The organism is Burkholderia sp. BCC1985 (genome assembly GCF_905339915.1).
Classification (GTDB): domain Bacteria; phylum Pseudomonadota; class Gammaproteobacteria; order Burkholderiales; family Burkholderiaceae; genus Burkholderia.
In genome coordinates, this window is record NZ_CAJPGY010000028.1 from 1 (window position 1) to 14908 (window position 14908).

General features: G+C 68.6%; 12 protein-coding genes and 2 pseudogenes. 9 read left to right on the forward strand and 5 right to left on the reverse strand.

Annotated features, from left to right (window positions below):
• The first annotated feature begins 296 nt into the window (after positions 1-296).
• Complete coding sequence (locus U4Z31_RS25245; protein WP_044843906.1) at positions 297-1190, forward strand: LysR substrate-binding domain-containing protein; 894 nt, start codon at positions 297-299, stop codon at positions 1188-1190.
• 264 nt (positions 1191-1454) lie between these two features.
• A complete protein-coding gene (locus U4Z31_RS25250; RefSeq protein ID WP_044843907.1) occupies positions 1455-3704 on the forward strand; it encodes a putative bifunctional diguanylate cyclase/phosphodiesterase in 2250 nt (749 codons plus the stop codon).
• 4 nt (positions 3705-3708) lie between these two features.
• On the opposite strand, the gene U4Z31_RS25255 is transcribed toward U4Z31_RS25250, so the two are convergent.
• The 3 genes from U4Z31_RS25255 to U4Z31_RS25265 all read right to left on the reverse strand — a co-directional run bounded on the left by U4Z31_RS25255 (position 3709) and on the right by U4Z31_RS25265 (position 6468).
• Complete coding sequence (locus U4Z31_RS25255) at positions 3709-4800, reverse strand: diguanylate cyclase domain-containing protein (RefSeq protein WP_124488875.1); 1092 nt, start codon at positions 4798-4800, stop codon at positions 3709-3711.
• A 55-nt stretch (positions 4801-4855) separates the two neighbouring features.
• Positions 4856-5860: a chemotaxis response regulator protein-glutamate methylesterase gene (locus tag U4Z31_RS25260; RefSeq protein ID WP_044843909.1), complete on the reverse strand. Its 1005-nt coding sequence runs from the start codon at positions 5858-5860 to the stop codon at positions 4856-4858.
• 383 nt (positions 5861-6243) lie between these two features.
• On the reverse strand, positions 6244-6468 hold the full coding sequence (locus tag U4Z31_RS25265; protein ID WP_039357299.1) for a hypothetical protein: 225 nt from the start codon (positions 6466-6468) through the stop codon (positions 6244-6246).
• A 408-nt stretch (positions 6469-6876) separates the two neighbouring features.
• On the opposite strand from U4Z31_RS25265, the pseudogene U4Z31_RS25270 reads away from it, so the two are divergent.
• The 4 genes and pseudogenes from U4Z31_RS25270 to U4Z31_RS25285 form a co-directional block, all read left to right on the forward strand.
• Positions 6877-6987, forward strand: a pseudogene (locus U4Z31_RS25270) (5-oxoproline transporter, DUF969 family subunit); the annotation flags it as partial.
• Positions 6978-7187: pseudogene (locus tag U4Z31_RS25275) on the forward strand (5-oxoproline transporter, DUF979 family subunit); the annotation flags it as partial. The pseudogenes U4Z31_RS25270 and U4Z31_RS25275, both read left to right, overlap by 10 nt.
• A gap of 10 nt (positions 7188-7197) precedes the next feature.
• The gene (locus tag U4Z31_RS25280; protein ID WP_321811688.1) at positions 7198-8229 is read left to right on the forward strand and encodes a DUF2891 domain-containing protein; all 1032 of its coding nucleotides are present in this window, start codon (positions 7198-7200) and stop codon (positions 8227-8229) included.
• A 154-nt stretch (positions 8230-8383) separates the two neighbouring features.
• Positions 8384-9448 carry an asparaginase gene (locus tag U4Z31_RS25285; protein ID WP_321811689.1) on the forward strand — a complete coding sequence of 355 codons (1065 nt, stop codon included), beginning with the start codon at positions 8384-8386 and terminating at the stop codon, positions 9446-9448.
• An 82-nt stretch (positions 9449-9530) separates the two neighbouring features.
• Here the strand turns inward: U4Z31_RS25285 and U4Z31_RS25290 are convergent, their stop codons facing one another.
• Positions 9531-10505, reverse strand: coding sequence for a LysR family transcriptional regulator (locus tag U4Z31_RS25290; protein ID WP_321811690.1), 975 nt, complete (start codon positions 10503-10505; stop codon positions 9531-9533).
• Positions 10506-10661: 156 nt separating this feature from the next.
• On the opposite strand from U4Z31_RS25290, the gene aspA reads away from it, so the two are divergent.
• Positions 10662-12068, forward strand: coding sequence for an aspartate ammonia-lyase (gene aspA, locus U4Z31_RS25295; RefSeq protein ID WP_321811691.1), 1407 nt, complete (start codon positions 10662-10664; stop codon positions 12066-12068).
• 101 nt (positions 12069-12169) lie between these two features.
• Positions 12170-13669 (forward strand): amino acid permease, encoded by a 1500-nt coding sequence (locus U4Z31_RS25300; RefSeq protein WP_321811692.1) that lies wholly within the window; start codon positions 12170-12172, stop codon positions 13667-13669.
• A 33-nt stretch (positions 13670-13702) separates the two neighbouring features.
• On the opposite strand, the gene U4Z31_RS25305 is transcribed toward U4Z31_RS25300, so the two are convergent.
• Entirely contained in the window at positions 13703-14392 is a 690-nt protein-coding gene (locus U4Z31_RS25305) for a phospholipase (protein ID WP_321811693.1), read from the reverse strand.
• A gap of 262 nt (positions 14393-14654) precedes the next feature.
• On the opposite strand from U4Z31_RS25305, the gene U4Z31_RS25310 reads away from it, so the two are divergent.
• Complete coding sequence (locus tag U4Z31_RS25310) at positions 14655-14897, forward strand: AbrB/MazE/SpoVT family DNA-binding domain-containing protein (protein ID WP_321811694.1); 243 nt, start codon at positions 14655-14657, stop codon at positions 14895-14897.
• Positions 14898-14908 lie beyond the last annotated feature (11 nt).

Consider the following 14908-nt stretch of genomic DNA (forward strand, 5'->3'; position numbering starts at 1 on the left):
GCCTCCAGAAACAGGACAGGAAGTGAGAGAAATCCCGAGGATCCAGGGTGGGCGGGCGCGGCGTCGGGATCGTCGTCGCGGCGGGGCGCCCGTGCTGTCGCACACGTCCGATACGGTGCGCGCGGCGGGCGAATGCTCCAAGCTTAGTCAATCGATTCGGCGCGCGAGGCACCCGTCAGGGAAAATCTCCGGTCGCGTTCGCGCAATCGATCCCCATCGAAGAACGATGCTATGCGCGCAACAACCGGGTTTCCAGTCCCGTAGAATGCCGTCAGTGTTCTATGGGTGGAACAATCATGGATGACCTGAACGACCTCTACTATTTCGTGAAGGTGGTCGAGCACGGCGGCTTCACGCAAGCGGGGCGGGCGCTGGATGTCCCGAAGTCGACGCTGAGCCGGCGCATCGCCGCGCTGGAAGCGCACTACGACGTGCGGCTGCTGCAGCGGACGACGCGTCATTTCACGGTCACGGAAACCGGCCGCGAATTCTACGAACGCTGCCTCGCGGTGCTGGTCGAGGCCGACGCGGCGCGCGAGGTGATCGAGCGCCGGCACGCGGAGCCGCGCGGGATCGTCCGCGTGAGCTGCCCGACCGCGCTGCTCGAATATCGCGTGAGCGAGCTCGTCGCGCGCTTCATGGCGATCCATCCGGCGGTACACGTGCATCTCGAAGCGACGAACCGCCGGGTCGACCTGCTGAGCGAAGGCTTCGACCTGGCGCTGCGCGTGCGTTTCCCGCCACTGGAGGACAGCGACCTCGTGATGCGGATTCTCGGCGACAGCCCGCAGCGGCTGGTGGCCGCGCCGCAGTGGCTGGCCGGACGCACGGTCCCGGCCGACCCGGCCGAGCTGGCCGGCGAGCCGAGCCTCGACTGGGGGCCGCCGCGGCAGCACGTGTGGCAGCTGGTCGGGCCGAACGGCGAGCAGGCGCAGCTGCGCCATCATCCGCGCTACATCTCCGACGACATGCACGCGTTGCGCGACGCGGCGATTCATGGCGTCGGCATCGTGCAGTTGCCGTGCATGGTCATCGAGGACGACCTGCGCGACGGCACGCTGATCGACGTGCTGCCGGGGTGGGCGCCGAAGGGCGGCGTGATTCACGCGGTGTTCCCGTCCCGGCGCGGGCTCCTGCCGCGCGTGCGGCTGCTGATCGACTTCCTCGCCGAACATATTCGCAAGGACTGACGGCGGCCGGCGGGGGCGGTGCGCTATAAGTAATCGTCTGACAAATAGCGGCGGCGTCCCGCCGGCCGCGACCACGCGTATACCCTCGATGCGCGCGGGTACGCCAGCGGGCGCGGATTGGTGTTAAATATATTTTGGCGCGCCGTGACCGGCGTGCAATGGGGGCGCACCGGGGGGGCGAGTCGACTCGGGGCGATATACGGCACGAAGAATCGCTACGAATCGGGCGCATCAGACCCGGTCGAACTGACGGCAGGATTCATCTTGAATACCGAACCGCAAAGTTCTCGCTACAGTCTCGGCCTCGCAGCGGAAGTGCTCGCATCCGAGCAAAGCGTGCTGAGGCTGATCACACGCAATACACCACTGCCGGAACTGCTCGTCGAGGTCTGCCGGCGCGCCGAGGCGCTGCTCGGCGACGGCGCGTCGTGCACGATCCTGCTGCTCGACGCGGACGGCGTGCACGTGCACGTCGGTGCCGCGCCGTCGCTGCCCGTGCAGTACAGCGCGGCGATCGACGGCGCATCGATCGGGCCCGCCGCGGGCTCGTGCGGCACGGCGATGTTCGAGCGCCGGATGATCGCCGTCGAAGACATCGAAACCGATCCGCTGTGGGCTGCCTACCGTTCGTTCGCGTTGCCGCACGGCCTGCGCGCGTGCTGGTCGGTGCCGTTCCTGGACGATACGGGCACCGTGCTCGGCGCATTCGCCGTCTATCACCGTACGCCGCGGCGGCCCACCGACACCGAAACCGACCTGCTGCGCGATATCGGCAACAGCGTCGGCCTCGCGGTGCACCAGGACTGGATCGCGCGGCAGCTCGCGCGCAGCGAGGAACATCACCGCCTGGTCGTCAACAGCCTGAACGAAGGGATTCTCGTCGTGTCGCGCGACGGCATCGTGATCGCGAGCAATCCGAGCGCGAACCGGATGATGCGTGCGAAGGGCGACCTCGTCGGCCGCCGGCTGTCGACGGTGATCCTGTACAAGCTGCGCGAGGACGGCACACCGCTCGCCCCCGACGACTGGCCGAGCCGGCTCGCGTTCACCACGGCCATGCCGCAGCTCGACTACTCGGTCGGCTTCGGGCTCGCCGACGGCGACGTCATCTGGGTGCGCGGCAACGCGGTGCCGATCGTGAAACCGGGCGAGACGCAGCCCGAATCGGTGCTCGTGTCGTTTCACGACATCGGCCCCGTGCGCGAAGCGCAGCAGCAACTGCGCTACCTGGCGACGCGCGACGCGCTGACGGGCCTCTACAACCGGCGCTGGCTCTCCGAACGGATGCGCGAGCTGTTCGGCGCGCGCGAGGCGGCGGCCGGGCCTGCGCATGTCGCGATCCTGTTCCTCGATCTCGTCGGCTTCAAGAAGGTCAACGACACGGCTGGCCACGAGGCCGGCGACGCGCTCTTGCGCAGCGTCGCGGCGCGCCTCGCGGCCTGCGCGGGCGGGCGCCACGCGCTCACGCGCGTCGGCGGCGACGAGTTCGTGATCCTCGTCGACCACTGCGACGATCCCGACGAGCTGGCCGTGCTCGCGCGCGAGGTGATCGACACGATCGCGCAGCCGTTCGAGATCGCGAACAACGAATACTGGCTCGGCGTGTCGATCGGCATCAGCGTCGCGCCGCGCGATGGAGACGATTCGGTCACGCTGATGCGCAACGCCGACTCCGCGATGTACGACGCGAAGCAGCGCGGCCGCAACCACTTCACGTTCTTCACCGCGCAGCTGAACCAGCGCCTCCAACGCCGCTTCGCGATCGAGCAGTCGCTGCGGCGCGCGTTCTCGTCGGACATGCTGCGGCTCGCGTACCAGCCGGTCGTCGACGCGCGCAGCGGCCGCACGGTCGGCGCCGAAGCGTTGCTGCGCTGGACGAGCCCCGAACTCGGGCCGATGTCGCCGGCGGAATTCATTCCGGTCGCGGAAGATACCGGGCTGATCGTCGCGATCGGCCAGTGGGTGCTCGAAACGGCCTGCCGGCAGGCCGCCGAATGGCGCCGCACGATCGCGCCCGACCTGACGCTCGCGGTCAACCTGTCGCCGCGGCAGTTCCACGAGGGGCTCGTCGAGTCGGTCTACCACTGCCTCGCGCAGACGCAGCTCGATCCGGGGGCGCTCGAACTGGAGATTACCGAAGGACTACTGATGAACGACACGGACACCGTGCTGCCGATGCTCGAAGCGCTCACGGACATGAACGTGCGGATCTCGGTCGACGATTTCGGCACCGGCTACTCGTCGCTCGCCTACCTGAAGCGTTTCCCGCTGCACAACCTGAAGGTCGACCGTTCGTTCGTATCGGGCGTGCCCGATCATCGCGACTCGGTCGCGATCACGCAGGCCGTCGTCGCGATGGCGCATTCCCTCGGGATGAAGGTCACCGCGGAAGGCGTCGAGACCCAGGCGCAGTCGTGGTTCCTGCAGCAGATCGGCTGCGACATGCAGCAGGGCTACCTGTTCGGCCGGCCGCTCGATCCGACCGATTACGCGCGCCGGCTCGTCACCGTGTAGGCGTTCAGGCGAAACCGCCGCCGGCGGGCGGAACCGGGGGCGCCGGCGGCGCGTCGATCTCGACGCGATTCTTGCCGTCGTGCTTCGCGCGATACAGCGCGCGATCGGCCGCCTCGATCAGAGCGGTGGTCGGCAGGCCGGGGGCCGGCACGATGCTCGCGCCGCCGATGCTGATCGTCACGTAGCGACCCGTCGACGCGTGCACATGCTCGAGCCGCAGCGACTCGACCGCGAGGCGGATCTTCTCGCCGAGCAGCCGCGCGGCGCCCGGCGACGTGGCCGGCATCACGACCGCGAACTCCTCGCCGCCGAAACGCGCGGCGAGATCGCCGGACTGCCCGAGACAGCGTTCGATGGTCGTCGCGACCTGCTTGAGCACGCTGTCGCCCGACACGTGGCCGTACGTGTCGTTGTACAGCTTGAAGTTGTCGACGTCGATCATCAGCAGCGACAGCTCGCTGCGCTCGCGCGTGCCGCGCCGCCATTCGGCGGCCAGGTATTCGTCGAGATAGCGGCGGTTCGACAGCCCGGTCAGGCCGTCCGAATGCGTGAGGCGCCGCAGTTCGAGATTGGCCTCGAGCAGTTGCTGCTGCGATTGCCGCAGCGCGCGGTAGGCCTCGTCGCGCTGCAGCAGGTTCATGTACGAGCGCGAGTGATAGCGGATCCGCGCGACCAGCTCGATGCGGTCGGGCAGTTTCACGAGATAGTCGTTCGCGCCGGCCGCGAACGCGGCGCTCTTGATCACCGGCTCTTCCTGCGTCGACAGCACGATGATCGGCACGTCACGCGTCGCCGGATTCGCGCGGTATGCCTTCACGAGGCTCAGCCCGTCGATGCCGGGCATCACGAGATCCTGCAGGATCACGGTCGGCCGCGTCTCGATCGCGGTCGCCAGCGCGTCGTCCGAGCGCGGGCAGTAGTGGAAGTCGATGCCGTCCTCGTCGACGAGCGCGCGCCGGATGGCTTCCGCGACGATCGTCTGGTCGTCGACGAGCAGGACCATCGCGGGGGTGTCGGCGTGCGGCGTGGGCGGCACGTGCAAGGCGTCGAACGCCGCCTGCAGGCTGCCGGGCGGGCGGGTGAGGTCGCTGGTCATGATTGATGCAGGGTCGCGCCATGGCTGCGACGGGTGTGACAGGGTTTCATTGGGTTCAGATTCGCGCGAGTGCCGCCAGCTCGCCCGCGATGCGCTCGAGCGGCAGGATCGCGCGGGCCGCGCCGAGCGTCGCGGCCGCCTTCGGCATGCCGTAGACGGCGCTGGTCGCCTCGTCCTGCGCGATCGTGTGATAGCCCTTCATCCGCAGGGCCTTCAGGCCGATCGCGCCGTCGCGTCCCATGCCGGTCAGCAGCACGCCGATCACGCGGCCCGGCCAGTGCTCGGTCAGGCTGTTGAAGAACACGTCGACCGACGGCCGGTACGGCGTGGCGGCCGGTTCGCGCGTGTATTCGAGCGTGCCGGTGCGCGTGATGCGCAGGTGATCGTCGGTCGCCGCGAGCAGCGCGACGCCCGGCTGCGGGCGGTCGCCTTCGTGCGCGACGCGCACGGTCAGCGGCGTCTGGCCGTCGAGCCATTGCGCCATGCCTTCGGCGAACGCGCGATCGACGTGCTGGACGATCACGATCGGCGCGCTGAAGTCGGCCGGCAGGCTGCCGAGGATCGACGCGAGCGCGCCGGGGCCGCCGGCGGACGCGCCGATCGCGATCAGCGGGCCGCCGCCCGTGCGCGAGGCCGTGCCGGCCGCGCGGACACCGCCGGGCGCGTCGAGCAGGCGGCCGATCTGGTCGATCTTGGCGAGCAGCAGCCGCGCGGTGTCGCCGGCCGCGTCTTCGCCGAGGCGAGGCGTATCGACCGCGTCGAGCGCGCCGGCACCCATCGCTTCGAACACGCGCCATGCGTTCGCGCCGATGCAGCTCGTCACGATCAGGATCGCGCACGGGCGGGCGGAACGCATGATCCGCCGCGTCGCCTCGATCCCGTCGCACTTCGGCATGACCAGGTCCATCAGCACGACATCGGGCGGTTGCGCGGCGCACAGTTCGACGGCTTGCGCGCCGTCGGTCGCGACCCACAGCACGCGATGCTCGGGCCGGCGCGCGAGCGCGCGGCGCATCGCCTCGACGGCAAGCGGGAGGTCGTTGACGATGCCGATATTCACAAGCGGGATGCTCCGGTCGGTTCGTAGTGTTGGGTATGGGCCGGGTTCATGAAAGGCAGTGCCGGTTCGGCGCCGCCGAACGGCATCGGCGGGCGCGCGGCACGGAATTCTTTTCGATTGGCGACGTCCGCATGCTGTCATGCGGCGCGAGCGGCGGCAATCGAAAAAATTGCGCATTGCGTCGTTTCAGCCCCTTTTCTCTATTCCGGGGCGACATTTTTTGCCGCCCGCGAAGGCGGACGGCCATCTGCGGGACGATGCGGCAGTGCGGAAACCCGTTGCCGGCGCGTTCGTTTCGGCGGGAAACGGGCGGGCGCATGCGCGGGCGTCGGCGAGCCGGCCGCGCAGGCCGGCGCACCGCGCCCGGGGGCGCGTTCAGTCGATCAATGGCTGCGCGCGTACCCCTGGATCAGCGCGCGCATCATCCCTTCGACGGTTGCGTCGAGCAGGTCGGCCTCCTGCTCCGATTCCTCGACGAGCGCGGCATAGGCGGTCGCGAGCGTCACGCGGTCGACTTCGTGGCGTTGTTCCATCAGCGTCACCATCCCGTCCTTCGCCAGATGAGCGGAGAACGCGCGGCTGCCGATGGTCTGGAATACGTCAATCATGGCGGCTCTCCCGAACGTTGCCGATGCCTTCCAGTTTAGTCGGCGCACCGGCGCTCCGCCATGCGCGGCGGCCGCGCGGGCCGCCCGCGGTTCGCGCGGCGCAAGCGTGCATGCCGCGCGCGCCGCCGTTGCCGCCCGCTGCCGCCCGCTGCCGCCCGCTGCCGCCCGCTGCCGCCCGCTCGGGCCGCACACGGTCGAAACACCGCTGACACACGGCTGGCACACGGCTGACATACGGCAGGCACAAGGCCGGCGCACGGTAGTACAGGTTTCAAGGTTTAGTCGAAGCCTTAAATTGTCGACTTTTTATCGATAAAATCTGGTGTTGGATTTTGCGGCCTGAACCCGGTCGAAACCGGGCGGACAGCACGTCGTCACGGCGCCGCGCATCCAACACAAGGAGGAGCAATGCTGGTGCTGATTGGCGTGCCGATCGTCGTGATCGGTTTCGCGCTGCGCTTCAACGCGCTGCTGGTGGCGACGATCGCGGGCCTCGCGACGGGGCTGGCGGGCGGGATGCGATCCTCGGCGCGATCGGGATGCCGAGCGGCTTCTGCGATACGCTGATGACGCCGATGGCCGCGAACTTCAACATCGTGCCGGCCGCGCTGCTCGAACTGAAGGACAAGAACGGCGTGATCAAGGCGCAGTGGCCGACCGCCGTGCTGCTGCTGGCCGTCAACACGCTGCTGATGTACGCGTTCGTATTCCGCTTCTGACGAGATGCCCATGACCGACCGACTGACCCCCGAACTCGCCTCGAAATTCGCGTCGCTCGCGCTCGCGCACCTGACCCGCGAATATCCGAACAGGCTCACTCATTCGCTCGAAGGCCCGCACGACGTGCAGGGGCCGCGCGCATTGCACCCGATCTTCTACGGCAGCTACGACTGGCATTCGTGCGTGCACGGCTACTGGCTCGTGCTGCGCGTGCTCGAACGCTATCCGGCGCTGGCGGAAGCCGAGCGGATCATCGCCGTCGTCGACGCGCATTTCACCGACGCGAACGTCGCCGGCGAACGCGCGTATCTCGCGCTGCCGCACAACAGCGGCTTCGAGCGGCCGTACGGATGGGCGTGGCTGCTGGCGCTGTCCGCGCAGCTGGAGCGGCTCGCGCTGAAGGGCGTGGTGCCGCAGGCCGCCCGCTGGGCGAAGACGATCGCGCCGCTCGCCGACCTGTTCGTCGCGCGCTTCGAGACCTTCCTGCCGAAGGCGACCTATCCGCTGCGGGTCGGCACGCACTTCAACACCGCGTTCGCACTGGCGCTCGCACTCGACTTCGCGCGCGCGACGCAGCGCGACGGGCTCGCGGCGCTGATCGTCGATACCGCGAAACGCTGGCACCTGAACGATGTCGCGTGCCAGGCGTGGGAGCCGTCGGGCGACGAGTTCCTGTCGCCCGCGCTGATGGAGGCGGAGCTGATGCGGCGCGTGCTGCCGGCCGCCGAATTCGACGGCTGGTTCGCGCGTTTCCTGCCGGATCTCGCGCGCGGCGAGCCGGCGACGCTGTTCGTGCCGGCGACGGTCAGCGACCGCAGCGACGGCAAGATCGCGCATCTGGACGGCTTGAACCTGAGCCGCGCGTGGTGCCAGCGCGCGCTGGCCGGCGCGCTGCCGGACGGCGATGCGCGGCGCGCGAGGCTGCTCGATGCGGCCGACCGGCATCTCGCGAGCGCGCTCGCGCACGTGGCCGGCGATTACATGGGCGAGCACTGGCTCGCGACGTTCGCGCTGCTGGCGATCGAAGGCTCCGTGTACTGAATCCATCAGGTTTTCGTAGGGGCCGACGGCTTTGCATCCGGCGCAATACCACTTTCCACCGGCCGACCGGCTCGACCCGGCGGCAGACTCGATACACTGCCGTACCGGTTGCACGGGCCCCGGCATTCAGGCCCCGACGAAGGAGACAAGACAGATGGACACCCAACGCGCAGCGGTCGTGACGTACCGCGGCAAGGCGATCGAGAATGAACACGTCGCCGACGTGGCGGTGGTGGATGCCGGCGGCAAGCTGCTGTTCCGGCTCGGCGATCCGTACCGGATGACGCTCGCGCGCTCGGCGGCGAAGCCGGCCCAGGCGCTGTCCGTGATCGAGACGGGCGCGCCTGAGCGGTTCGGTTTCGACGACGCGGACATCGCGTTGATGTGCGCGTCGCACAGCAGCGAGGAGCGGCACATCGCGCGCACGCGGGCGATGCTGGAGAAGGTCGACGCGCAGGAGTCGGATCTGCGGTGCGGCGGGCATGCGCCGCTGTCGGACGCGGTGTACCGGTCGTGGATCAAGCGCGACTACACGCCGACCGGCGTCTGCAGCAACTGTTCGGGCAAGCATGTCGGGATGCTGGCCGGTGCGCGGGCGATCGGCGCCGCGATCGCCGACTATCATCTGCCGGAGCATCCGATGCAGGTGCGCGTGAAGCAGGTGGTCGCCAACGCGTGCGGCCTGCCCGACGACGAGGTCGACTGGGCGATCGACGGCTGCAACCTGCCGACGCCGGCGTTCCCGCTCGATCGCCTCGCGCGTCTTTACGCGTCGCTGGCCGACGGCGCGGATACGGTGGCAGCCGGCGGCGCCGCGGCGAGCGGTCGCGTGCGCGCGCTGGCGCGCATTCATCATGCGATGACGGCCCATCCGGAGCTGGTCGCCGGAGAAGGGCGCTACTGCACGGTGCTGATGGATGCGTTCGACGGGCAGGTCGTCGGCAAGCTCGGTGCGGATGCGTGCTACGGGATCGGCGTGCGCGCATCGGCGCGCACGCGGGCGCTCGGCGCCGACGGCGCGCTCGGCCTCTCGGTGAAGATCGAGGACGGCAACATCGACGTGCTGTACATGATGGTCAGCGAACTGCTCGAGCGTCTGCAGATCGGCACGGACGCGCAGCGCGCGCGGCTCGCCGCGTTCCACCGGCCGCAGATGCTGAACACGCAGGGTGTCGAGATCGGGCACGCGACGTTCCCGTTCGAATTGCAGCCGGCCTGACGGGCGTCGGCGCACCGGTGCCGCGGGCCGCGGGCCGCGGTGCGCAGCGGCGCCGCGTTGCCGGCCGGCGCGACGGCAGCCGCTACGCGCCCGCGTTGCGAATCTTCGCCAGCTCGACTTCCGACAGCTCGCCGATGTGCGCGAGATGCTCCATGAGGAAGTCCTTCAGCACGCGCAGCTTCGCCGAGCTGCGCCGGTTCGACAGATACGCGATGTAGATGTAGTCGCCCGTCAGCTTGTTCTGCAGCCGGTAGCGCGGCAGCACGGCTTCGAGCCGGCCGCTCGCGAGCAGGTCGCGCACCAGCCAGATCTCGAATTCGGCGATGCCGAGCCCCGCGCAGGTCGCATCCAGCAGCAGTTCCGAGTGATCGGTGACGAGGTTGCCGGCCGGCAGCACGCTGTGCCGCGCGTCGCCGCGCACGAGCTCCCAGCGCGGATCGCCTTCCGGGTGCACGTAGCGCAGGCAGTTGTGATGCCGCAGGTCGTCCGGCGTCGCGGGGCGCCCGCAGCGGTTGAGATAGCCGGGCGTCGCGCACAGGATGCTGTCGTTGCGCGACAACCGGTGGACGACCAGGTTGTCCAGGTAGTTCTCGCCCTCGTGAATGTCGAGGTCGAAGCCGCCGGCGACGAGGTCGTTGTGGTTGTCGGTGAGCCGCACGTCGAGCTGGATCGTCGGGTAGCGTGCGAGAAACGGCGCGATCAGCGGCGCGAGGTGGCGGCGGCCGAATGCGACCGGCGCGGTGAGCTTCAGCGGGCCGCTCGGCTGCGAATTGAGCTCGGCGACGACGCGCAGCGTGTCGTCGAGATCGGCGATCAGCGTGACCGCGCGTTCCAGGTAGATGTGGCCGGCCTCGGTCAGCGTCACGCTGTGCGTCGAGCGATGCAGCAGCGCGACGCCCAGTGCGTCCTCGATCGCCGTGATCTTGCGCGCGACGGTGGACGTCGACACGTGCATCTCCTTCGCGACCGCGGAAAAACTCCCCATTTCGACGACCCGCACGAACGCGCGCATCGCGCCGAGGTGATCGATGCCGGTGTCTCTTGCCATTGTTTTCATTCGTCTCTCGTTGTTGCATCCCACGCAAAACCGCTTTCGATAATACAGAGGCGAGCTTCTTTATGCAAAGGCATAGAATGCGATCCCGTCGCACGGGGAAGCGGTGAACGCAGCCGCCTGGCCGCGGCGGCACGAGACATTTCAGGAGGGGCACCCATGACGGAAAACGGCTTCCGCGTCGAAGCGGATCTCTTAGGGAAACGAAGCATTCCGGAGTCGGCGTACTACGGCGTCCATACGCTGCGCGCGAAGGAGAACTTCGACATTTCGGGGCGCACGATCGCGTCGCTGCCGTACCTCGTCATGGCGCTCGCGGCGGTGAAGGAAGCCGCGGCCGACGCGAACTGCGAGCTCGGGCTGCTGCCGCACGCGTATCGCGACGCGATCGCCGCCGCCTGTGTCGAGATCCGCGAAGGCCGCCTGCACGACCAGTTCGTGGTCGACATCATCCAGGGCGGGGCCGGCACGTCGACCAACATGAACGCCAACGAGGTGATCTGCAACCGCGCGCTCGAGATCATGGGGCACGCACGCGGGCAGTACGAATACCTGCATCCCAACGAGCACGTCAATCTCGCGCAGAGCACGAACGACGTCTATCCGACCGCGATCCGGATCGCGACCTGCTTCGCGGTCGAGCATCTGCTCGACGCGATGGCGCGCCTGCGCGATGCGTTCGCGGAGAAGGCCGACGCGTTCTCGGATCTGTTGAAGCTCGGCCGCACGCAGTTGCAGGACGCCGTGCCGATGACGCTCGGCCAGGAGTTCTCGACCTACGCGGTGATGGTGACGGAAGACATCGCGCGCCTGCAGGAAGCCGGCTTGCTGATGCGCGAGATCAATCTCGGCGCGACCGCGATCGGCACCGGCATCACCGCCCATCCGCAGTACGCGGAGAAGGCGCTGGCCGCGCTGCGCCGCATCACCGGCCTGGACCTGAGCACCGCGCCGAACCTGATCGAGGCGACGCAGGACTGCGGCGCGTTCGTGCAGGTCTCCGGCGTGCTGAAGCGGATCGCGGTCAAGCTGTCGAAGATCTGCAACGACCTGCGGCTGCTGTCGAGCGGCCCGCGTGCCGGCTTCGGCGAAATCAACCTGCCGCCGGTGCAGGCCGGCTCGTCGATCATGCCGGGCAAGGTGAACCCGGTGATTCCGGAAGTCGTGAACCAGGTCGCGTTCGAAGTGTTCGGCAACGACCTGACTGTGACCTTCGCCGCCGAGGCCGGCCAGCTTCAGCTCAACGCGTTCGAGCCGGTGATCGCGAGCGCGCTGTTCCGCAGCTTCGGCCATCTGACGGCCGCCTGCACGACGCTCGCGGACCGCTGCGTGAGCGGAATCACCGCGAACCCCGAGCGCTTGCGCGAAACGATGGAGCGGTCGGTCGCGCTCGCGACCGCGCTGAACCCGTACATCGGCTACAAGCGCGCGACCGCCGTGGCCGCCGAGGCGCACGCGAGCGGCAAGTCGATCCGCGAAGTCGTGCTCGATCGCGAGCTGATGACCGCCGCGCAACTGGACGAGGCGCTGCAGCCCGAAGCGCTGATCCGTCCGCGCGCGTACTGATTCCGGCCGCGCGGCGCCGGCGCCTGCCGCCGGCGGCCCGCGCGCGGCCGTTCCCGAGCGCCCGTCGACGGGCGCGACACATCAAGAAACGGAGACACACCATGAAGCACGCCAGCGAGCGCGCGGCCGACCCGGCCGGCGGCGCGGACCCCCGTCACGCCGATCGCGATGCGATGTTCGCGTCGCACGAAGCCGGCTATGCGCAGCACCTGAAGCCCCGACACGTGCAGATGATCGCGATGGGCGGTGCGATCGGCACCGGCCTCTTTCTCGGCGCGGGCGGCCGCCTGCAGAGCGCGGGGCCCGCGCTGGCCGTCGTGTATCTCGTGTGCGGCGCATTCGCCTTCCTGATCATGCGCGCACTCGGCGAGCTCGTGATGCACCGGCCGACCAGCGGCTCGTTCGTGTCGTACGCACGGGAGTTCATGGGCGAGCGCGCGTCGTTCGTCGCGGGCTGGATGTACTACCTGAACTGGGCGACCACCGGCATCGTCGACATCACCGCGGTGGCGATCTACATGAAGTACTGGGCCGTGTTCACCGACGTGCCGCAGTGGGTGTTCGCGCTCGGCGCGCTGGGGATCGTGTCGGTGATGAACATGATCGGCGTGAAGGTGTTCGGCGAGATGGAGTTCTGGTTCTCGATCGTCAAGGTGGGGACGCTCGCGCTGTTCCTCGCGGTCGGCGCCGTGTTTCTCGCGAGCGGCCATCCGGTTGCCGGGCAGATGCCGGGGCTGCACCTGATCGCGGATCACGGCGGGATCTTCCCGCACGGGATCCTGCCGGCGGTGCTGATCGTGCAGGGCGTCGTGTTCGCGTATGCGAGCATCGAGCTCGTCGGCGTCGCGGCCGGCGAGACCGCCGATGCGCGCAAGGTGCTGCCGAAGGCGATCAACAGCGTGATGTGGCGCATCGCGCTGTTCTACGTCGGCTCCGTCGTGCTGCTGACGATGCTGCTGCCGTGGACCGCGTACAGCGCGCACGAAAGCCCGTTCGTCACGTTCTTCAGCAAGCTCGGCGTGCCGTACGTCGGCACGGTGATGAACATCGTGGTGCTGACCGCCGCGCTGTCGAGCCTGAACTCCGGCCTCTATTCGACCGGGCGCGTGCTGCGTTCGCTCGCGATGGGCGGCTCGGCGCCGCGCTTCGTGTCGCGGATGAACGCGCGCGGCGTGCCGTACGGCGGGATCCTGGTCACGGTCGCGGTCAATGCGATCGGCGTGCCGCTGAATTACATCGTGCCGGCGCAGGCGTTCGAGATCGTGCTGAACATGGCGTCGCTCGGGATCATCACGACCTGGGGCTTCATCGTGATGTGCCAGATCCTGTTCCGCCGTGCGGTCAATCGCGGCGAACTGAGCCCCGTGTCGTTCCGGATGCCCGGCGCGCCGTTCACGTCGTGGCTCACGCTCGGGTTCCTGGTCAGCGTGCTGGTGCTGATGGCGTTCGATTACCCGGGCGGCACGTGGACCGTCGCGATGATTCCGGTGGTCGTGCTCGCGCTGGTGGTCGGCTGGAAGCTGGCAAAACGCGGTGCCGCGCGAGAGGCTGCTGCCGAGGCTGGCGTGCCGATCGTTGCCGATCCGGCGAGCAACGTCTGACGGCAGGCCCGGGCGGGCGACCGCCCGGTGCGATCAGTTCAACCCGGCGCGTGCGCCGACCCAGCGGCTGAAGTCGCCGGCCATCTGCGCGGTCAGCTCGTGGCCGGCGTCATAGAGCTGCGTGTCGTGCGCGACGCCGAGCGCCGTCAGTTTCGCGTCGGCCGTGTTCGCCCACGCGACCGGCAGCTTGTCGTCGAAGCGGCCGTGCATCACCAGCGCGTGCAGCGGGCTCAATGCATCGCGCGACGGGATCAGCGGATCGATCTCCGGCAGGATGCGCCCGCACAGCACCGCGAACGCGGCGACGTCGGCCGGCGAGGTGAGACCGACGCTCGCGCTCATGATGCCGCCCTGGCTGAAGCCGGCGATCACGGTCGGCAAGGCGGCGGGTTCGTTCCCGGTGTCCCGCGCGCGCAACGCGCGCAGCAGCGCGATCAACTGCACACGGCTCGCCTCCGCGCGGGCCGCATCGATTTCCGGGCCGTTCGGGCCGAAGCGCACCGGAAACCACGCGTGCTGGCCGGGGCCGAACGTCAGCGGCCCGCGCACGAACGCGATTTCGACGCGCGGATCGATCGTGGCGGCCAGGTTCAGCAGGTTGGTTTCGTTGCCGCCGACGCCGTGCAGCAGCAACAGGCGGCCCGCGGGGCGGCCGGCGGCCGGGCGCAGCCGGTACTGGAGGCCGGATTCGGGGTCGGTGGTCAGCGGCAGGACATCGGTCATTGCGTGGGTCCGGTGGGGGAGTGATCCGATAGTCTAGAACGCGCGGACGGGGAGATGAATCGCCGGATGGTGATTGATTGTTTCCTGTTGGGAATGAATGTGGAGCCGGAATGTCCGATATTGGGTACGGCTACGTGTGTCCCGTCGCGAGCAGATTTGCCGAGAGGCGACCGTTCATCACCAATATGTCGACCGCACGACCCGCCGCCGCGACCCACAGTCGGCAAAATATCCACGCTTTGTCGATGCATGGAGTGCCGAGATGGAGACCGCCAGGATTTTCGAGCATGATGGATCGCAGGCTGTTTGCTTGCCGAAGGATTTCCGCGTCGATACCACGGAGGTCCGGATTCGGCGGCACGGCGCGTCTGTCATCCTCGAGCCCGTGCCGCAAGGCTGGGCGTGGTTGACGCCACTGATCGGCCCGGTTGATGCCGATTTCGAGGAAGCTGCGACAACCGAGCCCGCCGCTCATGAACGCTCCGGGCCGGACGTGTTCGAATGAAGATTCTGCTG